At 48.5% G+C, this 24,603-nt stretch carries 30 protein-coding genes and 2 tRNA genes; 10 read left to right on the top strand and 22 right to left on the bottom strand.

What is annotated here, in order from left to right; all coding sequences use genetic code 11:
- From VGA08_03100 to VGA08_03080, 5 genes are all read right to left on the bottom strand, one after another.
- Positions 1-477, bottom strand: a 477-nt coding sequence (locus tag VGA08_03100) for a hypothetical protein (GenBank protein ID HEX9679580.1), incomplete at its 3' end; no start/stop codon positions are given.
- Between the two features lie 2 nt (positions 478-479).
- Entirely contained in the window at positions 480-689 is a 210-nt protein-coding gene (locus VGA08_03095) for a hypothetical protein (protein HEX9679579.1), read from the bottom strand.
- Between the two features lie 58 nt (positions 690-747).
- Positions 748-1,746 carry a twin-arginine translocase subunit TatC gene (tatC, locus tag VGA08_03090; GenBank protein HEX9679578.1) on the bottom strand — a complete coding sequence of 333 codons (999 nt, stop codon included), beginning with the start codon at positions 1,744-1,746 and terminating at the stop codon, positions 748-750.
- 37 nt (positions 1,747-1,783) lie between these two features.
- Positions 1,784-1,966, bottom strand: a complete 183-nt coding sequence (gene tatA, locus VGA08_03085) for a twin-arginine translocase TatA/TatE family subunit (protein HEX9679577.1) — start codon at positions 1,964-1,966, stop codon at positions 1,784-1,786.
- Positions 1,967-2,062: 96 nt separating this feature from the next.
- Positions 2,063-2,581: a VIT1/CCC1 transporter family protein gene (locus VGA08_03080; GenBank protein HEX9679576.1), complete on the bottom strand. Its 519-nt coding sequence runs from the start codon at positions 2,579-2,581 to the stop codon at positions 2,063-2,065.
- Positions 2,582-2,633: 52 nt separating this feature from the next.
- Between VGA08_03080 and VGA08_03075 the strand changes: the two genes are divergently transcribed.
- Positions 2,634-3,179 (top strand): hypothetical protein, encoded by a 546-nt coding sequence (locus tag VGA08_03075; GenBank protein ID HEX9679575.1) that lies wholly within the window; start codon positions 2,634-2,636, stop codon positions 3,177-3,179.
- A gap of 217 nt (positions 3,180-3,396) precedes the next feature.
- Here the strand turns inward: VGA08_03075 and VGA08_03070 are convergent.
- The 5 genes from VGA08_03070 to VGA08_03050 all read right to left on the bottom strand — a co-directional run bounded on the left by VGA08_03070 (position 3,397) and on the right by VGA08_03050 (position 7,573).
- Positions 3,397-3,473 (bottom strand) — tRNA-Pro (locus VGA08_03070).
- Positions 3,474-3,757: 284 nt separating this feature from the next.
- Positions 3,758-5,272: a ribonuclease Y gene (gene rny / locus VGA08_03065; protein HEX9679574.1), complete on the bottom strand. Its 1,515-nt coding sequence runs from the start codon at positions 5,270-5,272 to the stop codon at positions 3,758-3,760.
- 195 nt (positions 5,273-5,467) lie between these two features.
- The gene (gene tsaB / locus VGA08_03060; protein ID HEX9679573.1) at positions 5,468-5,860 is read right to left on the bottom strand and encodes a tRNA (adenosine(37)-N6)-threonylcarbamoyltransferase complex dimerization subunit type 1 TsaB; all 393 of its coding nucleotides are present in this window, start codon (positions 5,858-5,860) and stop codon (positions 5,468-5,470) included.
- On the bottom strand, positions 5,857-6,324 hold the full coding sequence (tsaE, locus tag VGA08_03055; GenBank protein ID HEX9679572.1) for a tRNA (adenosine(37)-N6)-threonylcarbamoyltransferase complex ATPase subunit type 1 TsaE: 468 nt from the start codon (positions 6,322-6,324) through the stop codon (positions 5,857-5,859). The genes tsaB and tsaE overlap by 4 nt, the downstream gene beginning before the upstream one ends.
- A complete protein-coding gene (locus VGA08_03050) occupies positions 6,239-7,573 on the bottom strand; it encodes a lamin tail domain-containing protein (protein ID HEX9679571.1) in 1,335 nt (444 codons plus the stop codon). Before VGA08_03050 ends, tsaE begins: the two co-directional genes overlap by 86 nt.
- Before the next feature lie 82 nt (positions 7,574-7,655).
- Here VGA08_03050 and VGA08_03045 point away from each other — a divergent pair, with 82 nt between their 5' ends.
- Positions 7,656-8,231 carry a hypothetical protein gene (locus VGA08_03045; GenBank protein HEX9679570.1) on the top strand — a complete coding sequence of 192 codons (576 nt, stop codon included), beginning with the start codon at positions 7,656-7,658 and terminating at the stop codon, positions 8,229-8,231.
- A gap of 134 nt (positions 8,232-8,365) precedes the next feature.
- Here the strand turns inward: VGA08_03045 and VGA08_03040 are convergent, their stop codons facing one another.
- Together VGA08_03040 and recA are read right to left on the bottom strand one after the other, a co-directional pair.
- Positions 8,366-8,959, bottom strand: coding sequence for a RecX family transcriptional regulator (locus VGA08_03040; protein ID HEX9679569.1), 594 nt, complete (start codon positions 8,957-8,959; stop codon positions 8,366-8,368).
- Entirely contained in the window at positions 8,959-9,990 is a 1,032-nt protein-coding gene (gene recA / locus VGA08_03035) for a recombinase RecA (GenBank protein ID HEX9679568.1), read from the bottom strand. The genes VGA08_03040 and recA overlap by 1 nt, the downstream gene beginning before the upstream one ends.
- Positions 9,991-10,044: 54 nt before the next feature.
- Here recA and VGA08_03030 point away from each other — a divergent pair, with 54 nt between their 5' ends.
- The 3 genes from VGA08_03030 to VGA08_03020 all read left to right on the top strand — a co-directional run bounded on the left by VGA08_03030 (position 10,045) and on the right by VGA08_03020 (position 13,644).
- A complete protein-coding gene (locus tag VGA08_03030) occupies positions 10,045-11,835 on the top strand; it encodes a GspE/PulE family protein (protein ID HEX9679567.1) in 1,791 nt (596 codons plus the stop codon).
- A gap of 9 nt (positions 11,836-11,844) precedes the next feature.
- Positions 11,845-13,074 carry a type II secretion system F family protein gene (locus VGA08_03025; protein ID HEX9679566.1) on the top strand — a complete coding sequence of 410 codons (1,230 nt, stop codon included), beginning with the start codon at positions 11,845-11,847 and terminating at the stop codon, positions 13,072-13,074.
- Positions 13,075-13,170: 96 nt separating this feature from the next.
- Positions 13,171-13,644 (top strand): type II secretion system protein, encoded by a 474-nt coding sequence (locus VGA08_03020; GenBank protein HEX9679565.1) that lies wholly within the window; start codon positions 13,171-13,173, stop codon positions 13,642-13,644.
- 125 nt (positions 13,645-13,769) lie between these two features.
- Here the strand turns inward: VGA08_03020 and VGA08_03015 are convergent, their stop codons facing one another.
- From VGA08_03015 to VGA08_03005, 3 genes are read right to left on the bottom strand one after another with little or no spacing between them, the layout of a single operon-like run.
- Positions 13,770-15,173, bottom strand: coding sequence for a hypothetical protein (locus tag VGA08_03015; protein HEX9679564.1), 1,404 nt, complete (start codon positions 15,171-15,173; stop codon positions 13,770-13,772).
- A complete protein-coding gene (locus tag VGA08_03010) occupies positions 15,170-15,829 on the bottom strand; it encodes a type II secretion system protein (protein HEX9679563.1) in 660 nt (219 codons plus the stop codon). The genes VGA08_03015 and VGA08_03010 overlap by 4 nt, the downstream gene beginning before the upstream one ends.
- The gene (locus tag VGA08_03005; GenBank protein HEX9679562.1) at positions 15,826-16,215 is read right to left on the bottom strand and encodes a prepilin-type N-terminal cleavage/methylation domain-containing protein; all 390 of its coding nucleotides are present in this window, start codon (positions 16,213-16,215) and stop codon (positions 15,826-15,828) included. The genes VGA08_03010 and VGA08_03005 overlap by 4 nt, the downstream gene beginning before the upstream one ends.
- A gap of 118 nt (positions 16,216-16,333) precedes the next feature.
- On the opposite strand from VGA08_03005, the gene pilM reads away from it, so the two are divergent.
- From pilM to VGA08_02985, 4 genes are read left to right on the top strand one after another with little or no spacing between them, the layout of a single operon-like run.
- Positions 16,334-17,392: a type IV pilus assembly protein PilM gene (gene pilM / locus VGA08_03000; GenBank protein ID HEX9679561.1), complete on the top strand. Its 1,059-nt coding sequence runs from the start codon at positions 16,334-16,336 to the stop codon at positions 17,390-17,392.
- Complete coding sequence (locus VGA08_02995; protein ID HEX9679560.1) at positions 17,389-17,958, top strand: PilN domain-containing protein; 570 nt, start codon at positions 17,389-17,391, stop codon at positions 17,956-17,958. The genes pilM and VGA08_02995 overlap by 4 nt, the downstream gene beginning before the upstream one ends.
- A complete protein-coding gene (locus VGA08_02990; protein HEX9679559.1) occupies positions 17,955-18,557 on the top strand; it encodes a hypothetical protein in 603 nt (200 codons plus the stop codon). The genes VGA08_02995 and VGA08_02990 overlap by 4 nt, the downstream gene beginning before the upstream one ends.
- Positions 18,558-18,845, top strand: a complete 288-nt coding sequence (locus VGA08_02985) for a hypothetical protein (protein ID HEX9679558.1) — start codon at positions 18,558-18,560, stop codon at positions 18,843-18,845.
- 109 nt (positions 18,846-18,954) lie between these two features.
- On the opposite strand, the gene VGA08_02980 is transcribed toward VGA08_02985, so the two are convergent.
- The 7 genes from VGA08_02980 to VGA08_02950 are packed head-to-tail and all read right to left on the bottom strand — an operon-like array spanning position 18,955 to position 24,092.
- A complete protein-coding gene (locus VGA08_02980) occupies positions 18,955-19,524 on the bottom strand; it encodes a PH domain-containing protein (protein HEX9679557.1) in 570 nt (189 codons plus the stop codon).
- Between the two features lie 9 nt (positions 19,525-19,533).
- Positions 19,534-20,559 (bottom strand): Holliday junction branch migration DNA helicase RuvB, encoded by a 1,026-nt coding sequence (gene ruvB, locus VGA08_02975; protein ID HEX9679556.1) that lies wholly within the window; start codon positions 20,557-20,559, stop codon positions 19,534-19,536.
- A 1-nt stretch (position 20,560) separates the two neighbouring features.
- Positions 20,561-21,124, bottom strand: coding sequence for a Holliday junction branch migration protein RuvA (gene ruvA / locus VGA08_02970; protein HEX9679555.1), 564 nt, complete (start codon positions 21,122-21,124; stop codon positions 20,561-20,563).
- Positions 21,125-21,149: 25 nt separating this feature from the next.
- Entirely contained in the window at positions 21,150-21,617 is a 468-nt protein-coding gene (gene ruvC, locus VGA08_02965) for a crossover junction endodeoxyribonuclease RuvC (GenBank protein HEX9679554.1), read from the bottom strand.
- Entirely contained in the window at positions 21,614-21,928 is a 315-nt protein-coding gene (locus VGA08_02960; GenBank protein HEX9679553.1) for a hypothetical protein, read from the bottom strand. The genes ruvC and VGA08_02960 overlap by 4 nt, the downstream gene beginning before the upstream one ends.
- Positions 21,929-22,657, bottom strand: a complete 729-nt coding sequence (locus tag VGA08_02955) for a YebC/PmpR family DNA-binding transcriptional regulator (protein HEX9679552.1) — start codon at positions 22,655-22,657, stop codon at positions 21,929-21,931.
- Between the two features lie 7 nt (positions 22,658-22,664).
- The gene (locus VGA08_02950) at positions 22,665-24,092 is read right to left on the bottom strand and encodes a ComEC/Rec2 family competence protein (protein ID HEX9679551.1); all 1,428 of its coding nucleotides are present in this window, start codon (positions 24,090-24,092) and stop codon (positions 22,665-22,667) included.
- A 248-nt stretch (positions 24,093-24,340) separates the two neighbouring features.
- On the opposite strand from VGA08_02950, the gene VGA08_02945 reads away from it, so the two are divergent.
- Positions 24,341-24,417, top strand: a tRNA-Lys gene (locus VGA08_02945).
- Positions 24,418-24,603: the final 186 nt, after the last annotated feature.

Below are 24,603 nucleotides of genomic sequence, written 5' to 3'. Positions count from 1 at the left end.
GGTGGTGAGATAAAGGTTCGTAGCTCCTTCAACCACGTCGTCTGAGTCTTTGGTCGCTAGCCAAGTGTCGGCTCGAGCATCGGTGTGGTATTGGCTGTGGTCGTCGTCACTAAGACCGCCGAGGGCGCCGTGGTCGGTTACCAGATTGGTGTCAACGTAGTTTCGGGTGGCGGCGTCCTGCATGCCGATCGGCTCGGCCACATTGGTAATCCGATTAGTACCGAGGTTGAAGTTACCGGTAGCGGTAACACTACCGTCGGCTAACCAATCGCCGGCTCCCGCCGGGGTACCAGGTACCCAAGCGGTTCCGTTATAACTCAAAAATTGCCCAGAACTGGCTCCGGCTACGCTGGTGTCGCTTAAATCATCAAGGGATAAATCGTGAGTACCGTCTGCGCTGTGTTGTTGGCTTAAAAAATCATTGAGAATGTCACCCCACTGTCCTTGGTCGCCACCTGGAGTTGGTAGTCTGGCCATGTTTAGGCGTTCCGCTTCTTGCCACCATACGCTGATGAGCCGTAAGAATCATCGCCACCTTTTTTACCAAAGGATTTGCCGATTGAATCAATCGCTCCAGTGACGCCGGCTATACCGACTAACGCCGTGCCGGAGTATTGCAAAAATTCTTTGCGGGACATTTTGGCTTGCAAAATATTTTTCTTTAGATTTTTTTGTCTTTTTTGTCTCATCTTTAGTCTCTCTAATGCTTAAGTGGTAGTATGCATAAAATACTTATGCTAGTCAAGCTCAGCACACGATGTCCATTATCCGGTCGCGAAACACCGTACTTGACGTCGGTTGACGCGATGGTTTCCGAATCGACGCCCGAAGCCCGGCCTGTCGCCGGCTAAATTCTTGACGGGTCGGCCGGTTGTCAGTTTCAAGAGGCATAAAACCATCAATCGCTGGCCCGCTGGTTCTCACTGGTGGTGTCTGGGCGCTTGGTTTGGGCCGGTTACCGTCACTGATTTCGGCCAGGACCTCGTCAAAAGCGATGGTGGGCTCGGCTCGGCTCGATTTAACGGCCGGCGTGAATTTATCAAATCGGTTGCGGTTATTAACCCAGACTAGGCCGACGCCCGTCTGATACAGCAAAACCATCGGTACGGCCATCGCTGACTGGTTAAGCGGATCTGGGGTGGGCGTTAATATGGCGGCCACCACAAATGAAACAAGTACGACATGCCGTTGATATTTCATTAGTTTGACCGGTTTGAGCGGCGTAAATTTGTTTATTATCCAAACTATCAGCGGTATTTGGAACAGCACCGCAAAACCGCCGAGATAAATACTAACAAAAGACAAGTAGTTATCAGTTGTAATCAACGATTCTATCTGATCGCTACTGAAGCCCCGTAAGAAGCTTAAGGCCGGCGGCAACGTGATAAAATAGGCGAACAAAACACCCAAGAAAGCCAAAATGGATGATACTAGTGTCAGCTTGGCCAGGGAAAAGCCGGCTTTGTTGCTGATTGCCGGTTGGATGAATAACACGATTTGCCGGAGTAAAACCGGCAGGGTGATAATAAAAGCGGTTAGAAAAATCAGACTAAGAGTAAAATTCAGCCCGCCAGCTGGGGAAGTATAAACCAGGGTGTCATTTAGTGGTTTGATCAACCAAGTCGTCAATTGAGCGTTAATCAAATAAGCGCCGATACCAGCCGCGATAAAAATCAAACCGACCTTAAAAAACCGATTTCGCAACTCAATTAAATGTTCGACTAGTGTACCTGTTTGTTCCTGCATTTTTGTTTTTTAAAGTTTTTGTTTTAGCTTAAAACGTCTACTGGTTGGACTTTTCGTCCTTGTCTTCTTCCGACATCCCTTTTCTCATTTCTTTCATCGACTGACCCAGGCTTCTGGACAGTTCGGGCAGTTTTTTACCACCAAAAAGAAGCAACAGGATGGCGAGAATGACAATTAGTTCTGTCGGGCCGAGACCTAAAAGGCCGAACGTGCTTAGCATGCTTACTCCGTTTTATTTACTTAAAGTACTCGTTAGATACTACACCACATAACGATTAATTTAAAGGATTTTCCGGCTCGATTCCGTCATTGCAGTCTAATTGATTACCCGCTCTAAAAGATTACCGACGAAATAGGCCACGCTGGCCGCAATGGCGCCTAAAACGAGGGTTTCGGCTATAGCCAACAATTTTGGTTCCTTGGCTATATAACTTTTAACCCAGCCAATGCCGCCAAACGCCAAGGCCGCTAATATCGACGACAATAAAAACTGATTGTCAAGCTCCAGATCAGCGATCAGATCCAAAATATAAACCAGCACCGGCACGAAACCTACCAACACGAAGGCGGCGAACGTCGCCAGGCCGACTTTTATGGGCTCTTTTTTGAAACGTAAGTCCGTTTCCATCGCCTGTTCTGATTTTTGCGCCAGATAGGCGCTGATGCCCATTGAAAAACCGTCGGCCAGCAAATTGGCTAGACCTAAGATAATTATGACCGAGCTCTCAAGTCCGGCGCCGACGGCTGCCGCCACAACCGCAAAAGTCGTGACAATACCATCGATTCCGCCGTAAACGAACTCGCCCAAATATGTTTGAATTCTGCGCTGAAACACCTAAAAAGTATCATATCAGCAAATACCCGTTCCAGCGTATAATTAATAGCCGATGACAAAGCTGACGTGGTTTATCATTGTAACAGTAGTAGTTTTGGGAATCATATCCGGATTTTTTTGGCTGCAAACCCGAGACGACTCACGCGACAACCAATCCGTGACGTCCCAACCAACCGCCCCCCTGATGCTGACGGTTCACTTTTCAAAATCACCAGAGAGTTATGACGATTTTGAATTTACCTCGTCGGTTAGCCGTGAAGTCCAAGCCGGAGATGTCTATCAATCAGCCCTCGAACAACTGCTTGCTGGCCCCACCGAGGACGAGCAAGCCGCCGGTTTGTTTAACCCTATTAGGTTGGCTGCCGGCTCCCGCTGCGACGGCGGTGGGGACTTTACGCTTAGATTGGTTGGTGAGGATTTAACGATTCGTTTCTGCCGTCAAATCGAATCAGCCGGAATCGGCGACGACGCCCGGGTCAATGCGGTAATCAACCGGACAATCGAGGCTAACGGCGACAATCCGCCAAATGTAATTATTCTCGATGCTAACGGCGGATGTTTCGGTGATTTAAGCGGTCAAGATAACTGCCTCAATTAGTAGAGTGATGCTGCCGACGCTGACCATCAGCATTGAGCCCATACCCAACGGTTTTATAGTCGATATCGGCGCCGACGATATCGCGCCCGCGCTAGCAAACAGGTTTTTTTAAGTCAGCACCCGCGATGGCCTCATCGGTCACGACACCTTCGTACTCTTTGGTCTTTCTGGTTTCAAACAAGTTGGTCGTAACTAAAAGCACGGCCTTTTCATTTTTTGGTCGGGGCGAGAGGACTCGAACCTCCGACCCCCGGCTCCCAAAGCCGGTGCGCTAGCCAACTGCGCTACGCCCCGCTGTCGCTTCGCTAAAATACTCAATAACCAATAACCAAATTACAAGTACTATCCGCAAGCGAACAGGGGTGATTATAGCATGCTGTCATCTATTTATCACAGCACCTGCCTCGGCTCGTCCCTTTGTCTTAATTTGCTCCGATACGATAAATACCATGAGCTAACCTAAATTCATTTCAGATTCTAGCGAGTACTGCCAAAAGATGAAAACCATGAACCCGAACATTCCCATCCGCCGGACGACGGCGGATGGGGCGGCGCTCAGATTTTTCATTGGCGGAGCGTTACTTGGCGTATTCCTCGGCCCGGGTCTCCCGAATGACATTAACTTTGACGGTGCCCGGGTAGTTCATGGTCGATTCGATTTTTGTCGCAATATCACGCGCTACTTTGATCGCACCCAGGTCGTCAATCTCCCTCGGCCGGACAATCACCCGGACTTCTCGACCGGCACTTATAGCGTAGGCTTTATCGATGCCAGCAAAGCCAGTCGCCACATTTTCCAGCTCGCGCATTCGCTCGGCAAAGTTTTCGGCGCTGATGTTGCGAGCCCCGGGACGAGCAGCCGAAATAGCGTCGCAAACTCTAACTACTAAGGCTTCAGGCGTAGTAGCATCGATGTCATCGTGATGGGCCTCAATGGCGTGGGCGACCTCTTCCGGCAAACCGTACTTACGAGCTAGCTCGCCACCAATGTGATGGTGCTTGCCCTCGACTTTATGGGTCAGGGCTTTACCAATATCGTGCAGCAGGGTGGCTTTTTTAGCGACGGCCACGTCGGCGCCGATTTCTTCGGCGATCATACCCGCCAGGTGAGCCATTTCCGTCGAGTGTTTCAATACGTTTTGCCCGTAGCTGGTTCTGAACTTCAACTCGCCCAAATAACGCATCAGTTCCTTGGGGATGCCGACCACGCCGACTTCGCGGCAAGCGTCCTCGGCAGCGATGTCAATATCCTTGTCGATCTGCTTGCGGGCTTTTTCCACGACTTCTTCAATCCGGCCGGGGTGGACCCGTCCGTCCTTGAGCAGCATTTCAATCGCCAGACGGGCAATTTGCCGCCGTATCGGGTCAAAGCTAGAGAGGATGATCATCCCGGGCGTGTCATCTACCAGCACGTCGACTCCGGTTTCTCGCTGAAAAGCTTGGATGTTACGACCCTCTTTGCCGATAATGCGGCCCTTCATCTCTTCGTCCTCCAGCTTCACCGCCGTCACCGTCCGCTCGGCCGTAACGTCGCTGGCCAGTCGTTCCATGGCGGTTAAAATCACCATTTGGGCTTGTTCTTCGGCGCTTTCAGCGGCGGCATTTTTGAGCTTGGAAATCAACCCTTTTAAGTCTTCCTTAACGTCCCGCTCGGTCATTTTTAGCAGGTGATCAACCGCGTCTTTCTTCTTCAATTTGGCAATCTTTTCCAGTTTCTCTTGTTGTTTTTCCCGGATCGTGCGGATTTCGTTTTTCAGCTCTTCAATTTCCGTCTCACTGGCCCGCAGCCCCTCGGCCCGTTTATCCAGTTCGTCCAATTTTTTATCTAGCGCGACTTCCCGCTCCCGGACTTTTTCTTCGATCTTTTTGACTTCTTTTCTTTGGTTGTCGGCCTCTTGCCTGGCTTCGTCTTTTAGGTTTGCGGCCTCGTCCTTGGCCTCGATTACCAGCTGATTGGCCTCGCCCTTGGCTTTTTCTACTTCTTTTTTGGCCTTGTTCTCAACGTCGCCTAACCGCCGCTTGGTGGCGGATTGGGACGCCACAAAACCGGCACCCAGGGCAGCGGCGCCCACAATGAGCGTAATTGGCTCCATTATCTGTCCTTTCCTCTTGGCTACTAGCAAAAGCTACCCGCGGCTGGCCAGTTGACTCCTGACCCAAAATTTATCAAACCCGGCTAGCTTTGGTTTTCGCCACGATACAAAAATTAATGACTGAATCGGACCTCTTCAAAAAACTCTGTCCTAAGAAAATTGTACTTTTTTAACTCGCTAAAAACAATAAATTTGTTATTTTCGCGGCTTTGTTATGTTCGGCCGTCGACCGTAATGGGGTAGGGCGATTTGCTCGTTTTCACCAGCTAACAACCGTCTTATGCCGTCTTGGATCCAGGCCTCAGCGTCCGAGCCAACCACCGGAATTCTCAAGCCATATGCCAGGGTATTCGCTACCGTTAAGCCAATTCTCAAACCAGTAAACGAACCCGGTCCCTTAAAGCCTACAACTCCGTCAATATCGGCAAATTCTAGGCCGTTTCTTTTTAACAGGTCATCAATTTTAGCTAGGATCGTCAACGACAACTCCCGATGGGCCCGCCAGACTTCATAGTCTGTTTGCTCCAGGCTCTCAAATAAGCCGATCTCGGCGTCGGGTTTGTCGGTTCTAATGGTCAAAATTTTCATGACAGGTTTCGTAACAAGTGTTGGTGTCTAACTCCGGCGCTCAACTCAAACCGCCGAGCGTTTTCGCCGGTTACGCTTATTCTGACCCTCAGCCGGTCTTTAGGCAACCGATTTTTAACGATATCCGACCACTCAATCACGGTTACTGCCGCTAGATCGTCCAGGCTCTCCGCCAGTTCGTCGGCCATGATACCGGCTTCATTCAGCCGATAGAAATCATAATGATAAATTTTACCTATCAGGCTTTGATACACCCGGCTAATGGTAAAGGTCGGGCTGGCTACACCGTCTTTGGCTCCGGCCCCCCGGGCCAAGCCGCGCACTAGGGTTGTCTTGCCGCCACCGAGATCACTAATCAACTCGACTAGCTCGCCGCCTCTAAGATTTCGGCCGAGCTTGGCGCCTAGACTCAAGGTAGCGTCTAAGTTGGTGGAATCGATTACCAATGTCGTAGCGGTACTCATATCCCGCATAGAGTAACGCCATCGAGCCGACTCCCGCAACTACCGTTGTGTTCATGGCTGCCTCGGTTTCGGCCGGATCTTCGTACTCGTTCCGGCCATCGGCGCCAGCGGCAAACACACTGCCCTGGCTTAGCCCGTTAGCGCCGGTCGACGCGCCGGCCGACTCCGGACCGGTTGGCAAAAGTTGGTTTGCCGCCCCGGGAGTGGGTGATCCTGTCCATTGCCACTGTCCGCTGATGTTCGCCCATGTAATATTTGGCTTGGCGTCGGTGTAGGTTGGCGTCTCAAACACGACGTTGCCAGCCGGATCCAGCAATCTGGCGGCACCGGTGCTGTTGCTCAACACTAAGTTGCTATCGATGGAATAGACCGCTAGATACTGACCGGCTTTGAGGCTAATATTCGGCAGCGCGAACCGATAGCTGAACTTAGCGCCGGTTTCGATGACGTAATCCTCCAAATCCACCGCCGTTTTGTTGGGGTTATAAATTTCCACGAACTCATCGTCCGCGTCGGTTAAGGGCTTATCCGGATCAATCATCAGCTCAGTAATCTCGACCTTCAAAAACTTGCCTTTCGCTGCCGGTGAACCGGCGTTTGGAGTTGTTCCGCCACTCGTGTGATTGCCACTACCACCAGATAAGTCTGGCAATGGCTCGTCAAGCTCTATCGGCTCGGCCCGTTCTGGGCTCGGCGCCAAGCTGATGCTAAAGTCTTCAAAATCGTTGTTAGTATCGATAAAGTGGCCATCTTCATTCAGCCGGCGCTTTAGACTCTGTCCTTTGTCCGGCGCCGGTGCGGCCAGCTGCTGCGGCTGGGCGGCATCGCCCCACGCCAGCTCGTCCAGAACCGACTCAATACTGTCTGATACCAGCAGCAAGCGTAAATGACCGCCGCTGGCCGCTAAGCCCAAACCGGTAAAAATATCGGCATTTTCGACCAGATCATCAGTGGCAATCAAGTAGTGGCCCCTAGGTTGCAGCTCGCCAACAAGGGTCGTCTTAGTTAGCCAGTTAGTGCCAGTAGCCGACAAATATTGCAATTTTAGTGTCGTTTGTTGATTGTCAATTAGCTGATGACTCGGGTTGTATAGTTCCACAAACTCTGCCGAAGCATCACTAAGCGAGCCGGTCATAACCTCAGTAATAAGCAACAGTGGCGGCAAGGTCGTCGAGCCGCCGTTTTGGGCCACAACCGGACCTAAGACCAGCAAAGCCGCGATGATACCAGCTTTAATTCGCTTCCCCATGAAATTAAAGTATGTCATCAATTAATTTTATGCAATCATAAGCATGTTTTGTCTATAACGTGCTTAAGCTACAATAGTACTTATGCTAGTTCTAAATAACAAACTGATCGGTACCGACGTCGCCAGCGTCCAGGCGTCGCATAAAGTCGGGCAGGTGAGCGGTTATTTGATCGACCCGCGCCGCCTGGAAGTAATGGCGCTCTACGTCAAAACCCGGCTCAACCCCGCTCCGCTGATTCTCCACACCGTTGACATCCGCGATTTCTCCAGCCAAGGCGCGATCATTGACCATAACGAACAGCTAATGGAACCGGATGGGCTCGTCCGGCTAAAAGAAGTGGTCGATATTGACTTTCAACTGATCGATAAACCGGTTTTAACCGAAGACGGCCGGCGCCTGGGCAAAGTCAACGGTTTTGCGTTTGACACTTTGGGCTGGAAAATAATGCGGATCAACGTCCGCCAGACAGTAACAAAAAGCCTATCTACCACCGAGCTGATTATCCACCGGCAGCAAATCGTCAAGGTCAGCGATACCGAAATCGTGGTCAAAAGCGCGACGGTTAAAACCAGCCGCGGCTGGTCGCTTAAAAAACTGTTGTTCGGCACCGCCAAACCGGCCCTGAATCCCGACTCGTCATCGATAACGGATGAATAATCAAAATTAATTATATAACTAAGTTATAGTAATTATATAGTTTTATTAACAGATATATAGTTTGTTTTTTCTCTGTTATATCTGCGGCTGTTTCATTAATTATATAACTATGTCTAGAAAATTATATAGTCTCATTAGTCCGCCAAAGCTCGCTTGATTACATCGTAACTAAACCCCTGGCGCGCCAAATAAGCCATCAACTTTTGTTGGTCTGCATACCGCTGCCCGCGCCGTGCGATTACGGCTTTGGCCGCCGCCAAGTCATCGAGTTTAGCCGAATCCAGACTCTCGGCGATAATTTCTTGCGGCACGCGCTTTTGCAATAGTTCCTGCCTCAGCCGGTATTTTGATACGGGCTTGAGCAGCCGGCGGTTTCTGATCCACATCTCGCTAAATTTGTTGTCGTCAACATAATTATATAATTTTAGTTCTTCGACAATTCGTTTCTTTAGGTCCTCATCATCAGTTTTTTTGCGCAAGTACTCATTTATTTCATATTCTGAGCGCGACCGCAGACTGAGCCATTTATAGACCAGATCCCGGAGTTTGCCATAGGCCATGTCCGTCTTGAGGCGGTTTACTTCCGGCGGCTTCAACTCCTGTCCGACTTTCAGGCCCAACTGCACCAACTGATCCCGGGCCAGGGAAAAACTGTATCTGCCGTCGAGATAGACCGATACCCGCCCGGTTCGTTTAACCTGTTGTTTTATCGCCGATATCTTGGCCACTAGTCGGCTTTTTTGGCGGCGTCGCGAACTTTCTGCTCGATCTCAGCCAGCACCTTGGGGTTGTCGGTCAAATACTGTTTGGCCGCTTCCCGGCCCTGGGCGATCTTCTGTTGGTTGTAGTCGTACCAGGCGCCGCTTTTACCGACGATCCCGCGCTCGGTCGCCAAATCGAGCACGTCGCCGCTTTTTGATATACCCTCGTTGAACATAATGTCAAATTCGGCGTTTCTAAACGGCGGGGCGATTTTATTTTTTACGACTTTGACCCGTACCCGATTGCCGACCGAATCCTCGCCGTCTTTGATTTGACCGATACGGCGGATATCGAGCCTAATCGAGGCGTAAAATTTCAGCGCGTTGCCGCCGGTCGTGGTCTCTGGATTGCCAAACATAACACCGATTTTCATGCGGATTTGATTGATAAATATGACCGTTGATTTGGACTTGGAAATTACTCCGGCTAGTTTTCTTAGCGCTTGGCTCATCAACCTGGCCTGTAGCCCAACATGGGCATCCCCCATCTCTCCTTCCAGCTCGGCCCGAGGCACCAAAGCCGCGACCGAATCGACCACGATTAGATCGACTGCATTTGACCGCACTAGCGTCTCGGTAATCTCCAGCGCTTGCTCGCCGCTATCTGGTTGGGCGATGTAAAGTTCGTCTAAGTTTACACCGAGCCGTTTGGCGTATTGCGGATCCAGGGCGTGTTCGGCGTCGACGAAAGCGGCCGTACCGCCGCCGGTTTGAATTTCCGCCACGGCGTGTAAGGCCAGTGTGGTTTTGCCCGAGCTTTCCGGGCCGTAGACTTCGATAATCCGGCCGTGCGGATAACCACCGCCGAGTGCTAGGTCCAGGCTTAAAGCACCGGAACCAAAAGTGGCGACATTGATTTTCTGGGATTCGCCCAGACGCATAATTGCGCCGGCGCCAAATTGTTTTTCAATCTGTTCCAGAGCCAGCCCCAAGGCTTTACTCCGACCACTACTTTTTTCATCTGTTTGCTTCGCCGTCGAATCGGACTTTTTGGCCATGGTTTTGCTCCTTTTGTAGATTCAAGTATAGCGCAGCCAGGCTGCTATCCAAGCATGAGCGATTACGCTACAATACACCTTGATATGCGGATACCGGATTCAATGGTCCAGCAACTGCTATTAGACGCTGGCAAAATCAAAGAAGACCAAGTCGAAGGACTGCTAGAAAAGGTCAAGACCCACAAGAAACCCCTGCAGGATATCGTCATCAAGGAAGAGCTGGTCAATGAAATCGAGCTGACCGATCTTTACGCCAAAGAGATCGACATCCCGTTTATTCAAATCGACCCAAAAAGCATCAATGAAGAAGTTTTAAAGCAAATCCCCGAACGAATTGCCCGCAAATACAACGTGGCCCTATTGGGTCTAAAGGCGGACGGCACCAAAATTCTGGCGATGGAAGACCCGGATGATGTTCAGGCTATTGATTTTCTGCAAAAACAAGTCGGCAAGAAACTCGAAATCAACGTTGCTACCCGCCAGGATATTCTGGCGGCTCTGGACCAGTACCGCGGTAACATATCGAGCGAGATCACCGAAGTCATATCCGACGAGGACGTGCCGGACGAAGATGATATCAGCGAATCCGACGTCGCCGAGGACTCGCCGATCGCCCAAACCGTCAATTTGATCATCGAGTATGCCATCAAATCAAACTCCAGCGACATCCACATCGAGCCGAGGGACGAGTCGGTTCAGGTTAGGTACCGGGTAGACGGAGTCTTAAAAGAAGCCAACAAGCTGCCGAAAAAAGTTCACGCCGCCTTAGTTAGCCGGATAAAGATCTTAAGCAACCTCAAAATTGACGAGCGGCGGTCCCCCCAGGATGGCCGCTTCAAAATAAATCTTAACGGCCGGATATTTGCTTTTAGGGTTTCGACCCTACCGACAGTCGACGGCGAAAAAGTCGTCATGCGTATCCTAGACGAATCAAGTGATCCCGCTAGTCTGGAGGATTTGGGTTTTTGGGACGGCGCCTTAGATAGAATCAATGAATCAATTTTAGAACCGAACGGCATGATCTTGGTCACTGGACCGACTGGTTCGGGTAAATCTACCACTCTCCATAGTATTCTCAATATCTTAAACGGACCCGACGTCAATATCAGCACCGTCGAAGACCCGGTTGAGTACCGTCTGCAGGGTGTCAATCAGACCCAGGTTAACCCCAAAGCCAATATGACTTTTGCCAACGGCTTGCGGGCGCTGCTACGCCAAGACCCTAACATCATAATGGTCGGCGAGATCAGGGACGGCGAGACGGCCGGGCTGGGAGTTCAGGCCGCCTTAACCGGCCATTTGGTCTTTTCTACCTTGCACACCAACAATGCCGCCACTTGTCTGCCTCGGCTGTTAGACATGCGCATCGAGCCGTTTCTTATCGCCAGCACCGTCCGGGTGGTCGTCGGCCAGCGGCTGGTCAGAAAACTTAACCCCGACATGGCCGAGAAATATGAACCAAGCGACGAGGAGTATAAACAAATAGAAAAGGTTTTTGGCGTTAAGAACCAGACCGATTGGAAGAATTTGATGCAACTGGTTAACCAAGCCCAGGAACGTTTTAAAGTCGAAAAAACCGCCAAACCGGTGTTTTGGCGGGCCAAAAAAACCGCAGCGACCGACAAACCGCCAACCGAAACCGAATACAAGGGTCGAATGGGTATTTATGAGGTACTGGCTAACACCAGTGACATCCAAAAGCTGATCATGGCCGGCGCGACCAGTGAAGATATCCAAAATAAAGCAATCGAGCAGGGCATGATAACGATGCAGCTCGACGGGTTGATTAAGGCCTTGTGCGGCATGACGACTATTGAAGAAATCGTAAGGGTAACGAGGGACTAAGTAACCAAAATGGCAAAATTCGACTATTCAGCCGTCAATAAGCAGAACAAAACCGTCGCCGGCACGATTGAAGCCGGCAGTAAGGATATCGCCGGTGAAATGCTGGCCAAACAAGGCTTTAAACCGCTGTTAATCAAACCTCATAAGAGCGGGTTCGACCCGAATAATATCCAGCTCCGCCTGCCCGGCAGCAGCAAGGTTAAATCCCGGGATCTTGTCATCTTTACCCGCCAGCTATCGACTATGATCAACGCCGGAGTGCCGCTGGTTAGAAGCTTAGCGACTTTGCGTTCGCAAACCAACAGTAAAAAACTTAACACGGTACTGGAAATAGTAACTAAAGACGTTGAAGGCGGTATTAATTTCGCCGATGCTCTGGAAAAACATAAAGACGTCTTTAACCCAATCTATATAAACATGGTCCGGGCAGGAGAAGCCGGCGGTATCTTGGATGAAATATTAAAACGATTAGCTTTGCAACAAGAAAAAGATGCCAGCATAAGAAAGAAAATAAAAGGGGCAATGACTTATCCGGCGGTGTTATTAACTATCACTATTATCGCCTTTTTTGCTTTGATGTTGGTGGTCATACCTAAAATTGGTCGCATCATTACTGATCTCAGCGACGGACGTGCGGCACTGCCGCCGTATACGCGCGTTATGTTGGCGTTTAGTGACTTTATGATAAGTTATTGGTTAATCGTATTTGGCGTGATAGTCGGTTTGACAATTATCGTCCGGCGGTTTGTCAAAACCCCGTCAGGAAAGGCGGCACTAGATAAACTACTGCTCAAAATACCGGTCATAAAAACCCTGGTAATCAAAGTTGCAATTGCTAGATTCGCCAGAACATTTAGCAGTTTGATGGGCGCTGGTGTATCAGTGCTCGATTCAATAAACGTCACCGCAAACGCCCTTGGTAATAAAGTAATCGAACAAGAGCTTAGGGCAGCAAGCAAGGCTGTAATGGCCGGTAAACAATTATCGGAGCCGCTCAGCCAAAGCACAATCTTCCCACCGATTGTATCCCAGATGTTGTCCGTCGGAGAAGAAACCGGACAAACCGACACAATACTCGTTAAGGTTGCGGACTTCTATGAAGAAGAGGTCGATACCCTGGTCGATAGTTTAAGTTCGATTATTGAACCCTTAATGATTGTGGTTATGGGCGGGATGGTCGGCTTAATCGCCGCTAGTGTCATCGGCCCAATTAGTTCACTGAGCCAAAATATTCAATAAGCATCTGTTGACACGCTTACGCTTATCGTTATAATACTGGCTTAGATAACCCCCGTGGGGTGATCGAACTAACATTAATTAGGAGGTGGGCACCCTATGCTCAAACAATTTAGCAAAAAACAAGCCGGTTTTACGATCGTCGAGCTCTTGATCGTCATTGTGGTCATTGGCATCTTGGCCGCATTGGTCTTAAACACGTTCCAAGGGGTTCAAGCTCGAGCGCGCGACACAGAACGACGCACCGACCTTAACTCAATCGCCACACAACTCGAGGCGTACTACGCTGATTTCGGCCACTACCCGGACAACTCTACCGCTACAACTTGCGGTGACGGCACCGGCAGCTGTGACATTTCAGTTGTTATGCCTACGAGGGGTCTAGACGCTGATGCCTTGGTCGACCCGAATCAGGGACAGACAAACGTAAACACCTCGGCTGACGCGGGCGACGGAGAGTATTACTACGATCTGACTGGCGCGACTTGTTCGGGTGGGCAGTGTGGCTCGTTTGTACTAAGCACGACCCTTGAGTCGGATGGTTCTGTCTACACCAAAAATAGTCTGAATTAAGTCTGCTTCTTAAGCTATTTAGGTTTTAAAAACCAGCCCTATCGACGAGGGCTGGTTTTTAATAATCCGTAGTTATATAGGACGCAAAGAATCTTGGAATTGCATCATAGAGTAGTTCTAACTACTTACTGGTAGACCCTCATAAACCCCCGCTTAACCCAGGTGGTGATTAGGTTGTCGCTGCCTGGTATGGCCGCGGTAAAACTAATAACAGCGTTATTGCCTAGTTGGACAGTCTGCCCGGCGACTGCTCCCAAACCACCGTTATTTGACACCACTACTCTCGACCAGCGGGCATAAAATATACTGTTTTGCGCTGAACCGTTATTGCTAAGATTAATGGTGGTGGTTGACTGGCTGGCGGCTAAACTCGAGCCCGTTACGTCCGTACAGTCTGGTGAACAACTGGTATCGGCGCTCCAGTAAGTAATAACCTGGGCTCCCGTACCAGAACTATTAGGGATAATCTGACCGTTATTGCCAAATGAAAAGCCACTCGAACCATCGATCATAATCGTCGGCGTCGTTGTTCCTAAAGAGCTAGAAATTACCAGTCTTGAATTGTTCCCAGTATTCAGATTACCGGTTATCCATACGTCGCCACTTACGTTAATTGTGCAGTTGTTTGCGAAGGTAACATTGCCGGTTATTTTCAGATTGGCCGGCCAGGTTTTGGTTTCGTTATTACTACAAGTTGCCGTAGCTGGTGACTGGGTCGTAGCAACTGCGGCTTTTTGGGCATCACGGTCGTAGTCCGGCAAATCCACCGGATCAAATGTTTGATTTGGAATCAGCCCGGGATTAAACATTTCCGCCCCGTCAGTTTGGTTGGTCGCGCGGACATCCCCATAGATTTTCCCATTATTGCCAATACTGATCGGCTGGCCATTTTCACCGCTGGCGCAGACCTGTGGATAAGTGCCGTTTGGCGGGTTAGGGCAACTCTGGTGTGCCACCCTGACGTTCACGGGATTTGTCGACAGCCCAATTTGAGCATTGTTGTTAATGGTCACCTTGCCGTTTACCAATACGTCGCCGCCTGATATTTTCGCGTTATTGTTAAGTACCAGCCCGCCGACACCACTAACGACTGACGCCGGACCAGTACCGGATGTTATTGCTTCGACATCAATTTCGAATCTTCTAACAATGTCAGGTGACGACTCGGTCGATGGCGAGTAAGTTCGGGCTGTAACAGCAATTGTTTTTTGGCTGGCTGTAGCGCCATCACTGACTACAGTTTCAAATGTAGTACGAATGTCGTCAGTATTAACGACTTCAACTTCTGACCCGCTACCAGGCCAATTTGAGTCGTTAGTAAGCTCTACTAACGCCCTATCCAGCCCTGAGTCAGCTGCAAGCTGAGCGCTAACATCATATTGTGACTGCCGAGCGGTCCGATAATTCAAAACTGCCCCGCTATTAATAGCAACTATCATCAGGCTAACGAGCACCATCGTAATTACAAATATCGGCAAAATGAAGCCACGCTCTGTGGATCGAAACCAATTAAATATCTTATTGGTCATTGGTTTCTCAACGTAACATGAATTGAATTTGCTAGTTTTAAGATTTCACCAAACACTGGTGTTTCCATATCAACTGAGAAATCAATCGACTTGGCTTGGCCGGCATCGGCGGTGGTGGTACCGGCGTGATCATAAAACACAAATGTCAAATTCGAAACTTTATCGCTAAACAATCGGTCGGTCGGACAAGACGCGTTAGCGACGGCTGGCGGACAAGTCGTGATAGCCGTGTTACCACTAGCGTTTTCATTTTTCAACACTCTTTTATACATGTTAGGTCCATCAAGAAAATATATGAATTCGTTATAGTATGGGTAGCCAGTCAGGCTATCATATATTATATTTCGATCAACGTCAGTTGCTGGTTCGCGGATAATTAGTATGTTGCTAGGATCGTTGGTCGTCCAACCGCCAGCTGGCCCGTTTGAATCATCAATTAAATTTGTGCTGCCAATTGAACCGGCAAGTTTTGTGTCTTCGACTAACCTCAATAAAAAGGCTTGTGATTCCAGGGCCATTTGGGTAGTAGCTTCGGCTCGGAAAGCGGCGCCATAATAATTAATCGTTATTACAAATAAAACACCGGCCAGCACGGTAGCAACCACGATAGCAATAATTAATTCAACGATAGTGTACCCGGAGTTTTTAATAGTCATTGGGCTACCCCGAGCTCACTAATAGCACTTTTGTATTCAATGGTTTTTGTTGAACCGTAATCTTTATAAGTTATTATAACCGTTACTTCTTTCACTGAGGACGAATCGTCCGTAATGGTGTAGTTGGCCGAGCGCGGTTGAGAAAAAGTTGCTGGCAACTCGTCGCTGAAGTCGACCGTGCCGGCTATAAGACTGTTAAATCCGGTGCTACGAAGCAACTCGACTTTGTTCTGAGCAATCGTGTTGGCTAGCGCTAGATCCCTCGCCCGATTATTAAGAACGGTGAGATTATTTATTCCAACAGCCATCAAAGGAACTACGATTGCAAACAAGGCAATCGCAACCAATAACTCGGTAATCGTGAAGCCATTTTTATACTTAAGCACTATAGCTATATAGTAGCTATAACTAACTTCTAGCGCAATGAATTGAACTGAATTAGGATATGTAGTGTCGGTTATTCTTTATTGTTATACTTAAGCTAAATAATGCTTATGATTATCAATGAATGCACCAGTATTTTATAAGGATAAGCCAATTTTTGGTTTCGATTTAGGGCATAGTTCAATTAAAGTTGTCCAGGTTGAAAAAAACGGTCGCAAAACTTCCGTTATTGGCTATGGAACTATTGACTTTGATCCAATCGCCGTCAAAAAGGGCGTTTTGGTTGACATTGAAACCATCGCTAAGCAAACGGTTAAATTATTCAAAAGTAACATCATTGGAAAAATTGAAACAAAACGCGTTACTTCTGCCTTGCCGGCCGGTCTTACATATAGCCGGATAGTAACCCTGCCACCAATGGAAAGTAAGGATGTTGAGAGCGCAATTCTTCTGGAAGTGGAGCAATCAATTCCGGTCCCTTTGGCTGAGTTGTACGTGGATTACGAGGTGGTATACCATGCTAAAGATGGATCGGTTGAGGTTTTAGTTGTCGCCGCGCCCAAGAGTATTGTGGACTCATACCTGAACCTGTTTGCCGTACTTGGCCTGGAGGTAGTATTGTTTGAAACAACAATTAATTCCGTGGCTAGAACAGTTAGCCACGCCGATAATACCTCTGTCCCGACCTTGATAATTGATTTTGGATCAATCAGTTCAGACTTAGCCGTATTTGACCACACGATTAGAGTGACTGGGACCGCTGACTGGGGCGGTGAAACGCTTTCAAAAGAAATCGCCAAAGTCTTAAGGGTCAGCTTGCGACAGGCGCAAACTATCAAGAATCGTTACGGGCTAGATGTCAGCAAAAAACAAACTCAAATCGCCAAAGCCCTCCAACCAGTACTTACTCAACTCATCAACGAAATTAGGCGAATTTCAAGATTTTACACAGAGCGTTCAGGAGACAACAGCAAGATATCCCAAATCGTAATCTTAGGTGGCGGGGCTAATCTGCCGGGCTTGAGCGGTTATTTGACTGATAAGTTAAGGATTGCAACCCGTTTAGTCGATCCGTTACAAAATATTAGTTTTGGCCGGCTGCAACCACCCCATAAACTTGAACGCACTTTGTACAGCACTGCTGTCGGTTTGAGTCTGTTAAAGAGTGGTGACATATGATTAATCTGCTTCCTCGAAACTATAAAGCCAACGTCAAATTTGGTCGTTATAACGTCCGAGTGGTTCGCTACACTTTATTGTCCATCATATTGGGTACTGTTTTAGTCGGCATTCTTTACTTCGGTTTACTATTAGCCTCGCGCGAAGAGCGTTTATTAAAAGACTTGGTCAAGGATAAACAATCAGGGCTAGATCAGTACGCTGAAGAGCTGACAAAAGCTAAGACTCTGGCAGAGCGAATTGACGTTATCGCAGCCCTGTTAGAGCGAGAGACATCGTTTTCCAAACTGCTCCCAGCAATTGGTGGAGTGGTACCCCAGGGCACAACGATTAGTAGTCTGGAACTAACCAATGAAGTCGCCAATAATCTAAGCATCCGGGGTGAGTCCAACAGCGAGTTAGGACCAACTGTTTTTCGAGAAAACCTGGCAAACACGACCGATTTATTTGAGCAGGCTGATATTGTCAGTATTTCGCTGATTCAAAACGACAGCGGCCCGGATAGGTATGCCTTCCAAATTGATGTCAAGTTTACCCCCGGAGCCAAGCAGGAGTTAAAAAGATGAGCCCAAAAAAATCATTTATTCTTCTACTTGCTTCTCTGTTGGTTGTCTTAGGTCTGACGGCAAGTGGATTTTATTTCGCCAAAACCCAGTTGGCAAAGCGGGCTTTAAGCTTAAGCCAGCTCAAAGCCGATGTAGATGCAATCGACATAAGAGTTCAACAAGCCCAAACCGTACTCGTGCAGTACGAGGATCTCGGTTTTATCGAGTCCATTGCCCAGGACGTGTTGCCGCCAACCAAGGTCCAGTCAAACTTTATTGGTGAGATTTACAAAATCGGCAATCAAGCTGACGTTGTCCTTCGGTCAATCACTTTCACCACCCCGAGCGGTCGCCAGGTAACCGATCCAAATTTGACACAAACAACTCCTTTAGATGGTGTCTCAGGTGTTTTTGTTCTGAGCGCAAATATAACGTATGAGACTAATGCTTATGCTAAGTTTCTTAACTTTTTAACGAATTTGGAAAAGAATCGCCGTAAACTTCAAATATCAAATTTGACAATTAACCCCATAAAAGAAGAAATTGTCGGCACTAATAACAGTACTCGCATTGTCGGTTACCAGGGACAATTAGAAGTTAATGTTTACGTGAGGCCTTAAATGTTAAACAAAATTAAACCACAACTAAAACAGGTACTAAGGTTCTTCAGCAACTATCGATACTCATTGCTCGGGCTGGTGGTTGTCGGACTCTGCATTTACAGTGTTTCATTGGTTAATTCCGAGCTGAGTCCAGAAAGAGACGAGCAAGCTTACCAGCAAGCCTTGAGCGATATAGACGAGGTTAAGTTCGACCAACAAGCTGTTCAAACCATTGTCAGATTGAGAGATCTACGGGTTGACGTCAATTCGATTTTCGCGCCGGGCCGGACTAATCCCTTCGAGTAAACTCTAATAAACCCTTAATTTATTTAACAAAATTATTCGGAACACATTTTTTTGCTGGGTCACGGACACTCTTACAGTGGCCTCGCCTGGGGTAAGCTATATCTTAGTCTTAGTTGCCATAGAGCTTGAGGTTTTGCTCGTGGGCATCCACGATGCACTTGCCGCACTCATGAGGACCCTCGGCCATAGTAAATGTAAAGTGAGCTTGTTCGCCGGCGGTCTCAATATTAATCGTGCCGTAGTTAAAAATCCGTGAGAGGAGCGACAATTGGTCGACCGTAATATCTTGAACGTCGCCAATACTGAGTTGGGATACTCGTCTGGCGAATAGGTTTTTAGCGCTGACTAAAATGAGTTTTTGATCAGTGATAATTATATAGTTATTGGTATAGACATAGATCGCGATTGCGCTGCCCGCAATGATTAATATAATCAATAAAACGGCTATCGTAACCGCCAGTACGCCGATATCAAAACCGGCGGCGATATCATAACTATCAGTAAACGTTTCTTTATACCGCAAGCTATAAAACAGCAGCGCTAGCACTAAGAGAATCAAAAAAACCGCATTAAACAGCAAAAGCAAAACTCCGATACTGTGACGATGAATTTCAGTAATCAACTTTTCGGCCGGGTCGTGTTCAAATAAATGAAGGTTTTTTTCTCGAACTGGTCTCATGGCGCCATATTATATCAAGCTTGACTGCTTGTCTTCTTCCGGCGGCCGCTTAACGTGCCGCCTAGCCTTGGCCGTAACCTTACGGCCTCTGGGTGTTCGCTCGATGAACCCGATTTGCATGAGGTACGGCTCAAAAAAATCCTCTATCGTGGTACGCTCGTCCGCTATCAGGGCCGCCAATGTATCAATACCCACCGGCCCGCCGCCATAGTTGTCGATAATCGCTTCAATTAACCGGCGGTCGTTATGGTCCAATCCGATTTGATCAATTTCCATCATTTCCAAAGCCTTAAGGCCGCTGGTTTTGTCGATCATGCCGTCCCCATTAACATCGGCGTAATCCCTGGCCCGCCGCAACAAGCGGTTGGCGATCCTGGGTGTTAATCTCGACCTGAGGGCGATTTCATGTGCCGCTTCATCCGTTATTTTGACTTTTAAGATTCTAGCAGCCCGTTTAATAATGTCTTCGATTTCCAAAGACGTGTAAAAATCCAGTCGGTGGATAAGACCAAACCTATCCCTTAGCGGAGCCGCTAATGAACCCGTTCTGGTAGTCGCGCCGATAACCGTAAACTTGGGCAGGTCCAGCCGCATGCTCTTGGCCGACGGCCCTTTACCCAAAATTATATCTAGCTGAAAATCCTCCATGGCCGGATAAAGCACTTCTTCGACTGTTCGGTTAAGACGATGAATTTCGTCGATAAACAGAATGTCACCGTCTTGTAGATTGGTTAGCAGACTAGCTAGATCTCCGGCTCGTTCAATTGCCGGGCCGGACGTTACCCTTATGCTGGAGCCCATTTCATTGGCGATAACGTGGGCCATGGTCGTTTTTCCCAGCCCGGGTGGTCCGTGCAACAATACGTGATCAACTGGTTCGTTTCGTTTTTTAGCCGCGGTAATGGCCAGTTTTAGATTTTTCTTTATGCGCTCCTGGCCAATATAGCTCTTAAAATCCCGTGGCCGAAGAGTTTCTTCGACCAGTTCCTCGTTTTCATCGTTTTGGCTGGGGGCAATAATACGATCAATGCTCATTTCAAAGCCCCCTGAGTGCTTGTTTGACGCGCTGCTCGTTACTCAATTTGGGGTCTACTTTGGCTAGGGCTTGGGCCGCCTGCTGCTGGTTATAACCAAGAGCGAGCAGAGCCGTTAGGGCATCGTCGCCAGTATCGGCCAGACCGATCAATTCTCCCTCCGCTGTTGTTGCTAGTTTGTCTTTTAGCTCAACGCAAACCTTCTCGGCAGATTTTTTACCAACTCCGCTTGCGCCGGCGATAAACGCCGCGTTACCGGCTGCGATAGCTTGTTTGATTTGATCGTAGCGCCCTAAGGCCATAATGCTCAGCGCACTTTTGGGGCCAATGCTAGATACGCCCAAAAGCAGCTCAAATAGGTATTTTGACTCGTTTGACTCAAAGCCGAATAAGTCTATGCTGTTTTCTCTAACGTGATGATGCGTCATCAATTGAACTTCTGATCCCAGACTAAGCTCGCTTAATAGCGGAGCTGGGACTAAGACCTCATAGCCGATTCCCCCGACATCAATCACAACTGAGTTATGGGTTAAGGCCGCTACCTCACCTTTTATTCTGGCGATCATGAGGATAAGTATAGCAGTCGGGTAACTAGACGGTCATGGCGTGGCAAATGGCTGCAGCGATAGCGTCAGCACAGTCATCGGGCTTGGGAGTTTCCTTCAACTTGAGCATCGTTTTTACCATTTGCTGGACCTGTGACTTCTCTGCTCGGCCGTAGCCAGTCAAGGCCTGTTTGATTTGCAGAGGCGTATACTCAGAAATCGGCATCCCGGCTCTTTGACCGACTAGTAACACCACGCCGCGGGCGTGGCTAACTGAAATTGCAGTCGTGACATTTTGTGAAAAGAAAATTTTCTCCACGGCCATTGCATCCGGCCCGTGCTCGGCAATAATTTCCTCCAAATGCTGAAAGATGGTATCTAATCGGGCTGGCAGCGGACTGTTTGCTGGCGTTCTGATCACGCCGGCGTCGATCAAACGATAACTGTCTTTTCCTGCTTCAATAACACCAAAGCCTGTTATCCCAGTACCCGGATCAATGCCAATTATTTTCACCGTCTAATAAACTCCAGCCATAGCTTAATAATCGACAACCCGGCGGCGCTAATTCCCAGCCAAATTATAAAATTAATCAATATGTTCTCGACCTCTAACGAGCTGTCACTCAAAATGATATCTCCATTTGGCTCAAGACTCTTTGCCTCACTAAAGACGACCAACGGTAGGCCGTATTCTTTTATGTCGGTCCGGTATCCTTCGACGAATGAGATCGATCGCGATTGGCCGCTGGCTAAATAAGTTATAACTAGCAAGATAACGGCGGCGGCAACAATTAATCTGGCACGAGGCCAAAGTCTAATCATCATTTATTCGTTCGCGGCTTCCGCCCAATCAAAGTTACTGTAGGTATTGGTAACGTCTTCCAGATCCTCCAGCGCTTCGAGCAATTTTTGCACCTTGACCGCCTTTGCTTGATCGTCTAATTCCACGACATTTTTAGGCTCATACGACAGCTCAGCGCTGACAATTTTGAACCCATCGCCGGCTATTTTGCTTCGAACCTCGGCCAACTTTTTCATTTCGACGTAAACCGCTAGCAAATCTTCTTCAACCACGTCATCGGCACCGGCTTCTATCAGTCTGAGTAGGTTCTCCTCGGTGTCATCTGCGGCAACCCGGATCACACCCTTCCGTTCAAATTGAAACGAAACCGCGCCAGTCTCTGCCAGGCTCCCGCCGTTTTTAGTAAACGCCGTTCTAACCTCCGCGCTTGTCCGGTTTCGGTTGTCACTGGCCGCTTCTACAATCACGCCCACCCCGCCGGGTCCATAACCTTCAAACAAGTACTCTTCAATTTGCTCACCGCCTAGTTCGCCTGTCCCTCGTTTAATTGCCCGTTCGATGTTCGAATTAGGAACATTGGCGGCCTTGGCCTTTTCTATCGCCATTGCCAGTGTCGAGTTCATGCTCGGATCACCACCGTTTTTGGCGGCCACAGAAATACTATTGGCTAACTTCGTAAAAAGCTGGCCGCGCTTGGCATCATTGACGCCCTTTTGTCGCTTAATAGTCGCCCACTTACTGTGTCCTGACATATCCGGCCTATTCTATCACTTGCGTCGCGTCAAGCGGGCGTTTTAAGTTTCGTCTCAACCCAATGATTACAACGATAATGGCCGAGTAAATTAACCATAGTGAAAACCAACTAAGCTTAACCTGCCTAAGCGCCCACGGTACACCAGCTAGCAGTCGAACGACATCAACAATAAAGGTCAACAAAACCGTCGCCGGCCAAGCTACCCAGCCAGCCAAAGTTGGTAATACCATCCCCGCCACACCGGCAATGAAAGTGGTTATCATAGCCAACGGAATCAGCGGTAAAATAATTAAATTAGCCAGCAGGCTGATGAGTGAAAATTCGCCAAATATAACAGCGATTATCGGCAGTGTCAGTAGCTGTGCGCTGGTCGTCTCAATTAGAATTTGAGTTAGTAGTTTGGGTCGTTTTTTAAACCAACGTTTGGTGATCAAAGGCCCCAGTATCAGCACGCCGACAAAGGCCGCAAAACTTAAATACCAACCGAGGTCGAACCAAATATAAAGCGGGTTAAGCATACCAGTAATAGCAGCTGCACTCAGCAATAGAATTGTCGGCTGGATGTTTCGGCCATAGTACCAGCCTATCAAGGCTAGCCCGGAAACAACTGTAGCCCTGGCGATTGAAGGGCTCAAACCTGTTACTAATACGAACCCCATGATCAACATAAATGAACTCATGGTTGATAGATAAATTGATTTCTTGGCGAACAGCCGCCTGGTCAGCCTGACTAAAATTGTCAAGTTGTAGCCCGACACAGCCACGATATGAGTCAGGCCAGTAGCGCTTAAGGCCACCAACAAAGTTTCTGGTAGCAATGTGCGCGTACCGACTAAGAATCCTAGCCCCAGGCTAGCGTGAGGCTCCGGTAGCGTGCTAAAAACTCCAGCCAAAAACCTGGCTCTAATGCTCTCCAGCACACTATAATTTCGTGCCACTACCTTAATTTGCGCAAAGCTAATAAATCCCTGACGGCTCCCAAACCCCTCTCTCAATTTTCCGCTTATCTCGACTATATCATTGCGCTGTACGCTCGGCGCCTGATATCCTCGGACTCTGATCGTTCCAGGTAGTTTAGTGCGGCTTTTTAATTCGGTAATTCGGCTGATTTGAAATTCCAACTGGCCCCGATCGCTGTATACCGAGTCATTATCTACCCTGGCTAGTAAAGTAACTCTCTGATCCCTGAAACGCTCATATTGGATTAATCGTGCGTAAATTGCTTGACCTCGCCACAGGCCGAGATTCAGACCCAGGAACAAGGCCGCGATAATCGCTAAAAGTTTCAGCCTTAACAGCAAAGGAAGAGCTATAAAACTGCACAGCAGCAAACTGTGAGACGTGCTGTATCCCGTTTTTGCCAACCATAAACCCACAAGCAGCCCAATCAAACCAATTTGAATAACTGTGGTCCGTCGAAAATAATGCCTCATATTGACATTTTTATACAAACTTATCTAATAAACAAAAGCGTCTACGCTAATCGTGGTTGACAAAACAGGGGTAATCGGCATAATTTAAGAGTTCTTTTGAAGTTTGCGCAAATAAACCAATCGGCCAACCCAAGGAGCATATCGACCGTTTGGGCGATTGAAAGGAGGAAGCGCGCTGCGACGGACTGAATAAGTTTAGAACACTGTTGTAAACTAATTCAGGAAGTGACACTAGCGACTTCCGACGCGGGCCCATAGCTCAGCTGGTTAGAGCAGCGGCCTTTTAAGCCGCGTGTCCTGGGTTCGAGTCCCAGTGGGCCCTCCACGAAAAAGGCCAATCCTTGAGGTTGGCTTTTTTCGTGGTTGACTCTATTGGGCTCGAGCGCATCCTTTTGCGTTAGCAAAAGTGGGTTAGCAAGGAGTGAAGGGCACAGAATTCTTGAATTCGAGCACTGGAGCGACGGAATAGCGCGAAGGCGCGTCGTCCCAGTGGGCCCTCCAAGTTTTGTCG

Source organism: Candidatus Saccharimonadales bacterium (assembly GCA_036397795.1).
Lineage (GTDB): Bacteria > Patescibacteriota > Saccharimonadia > Saccharimonadales > DASWIF01 > DASWIF01.
This window is presented reverse-complemented; position numbering and strand designations above follow the sequence as displayed.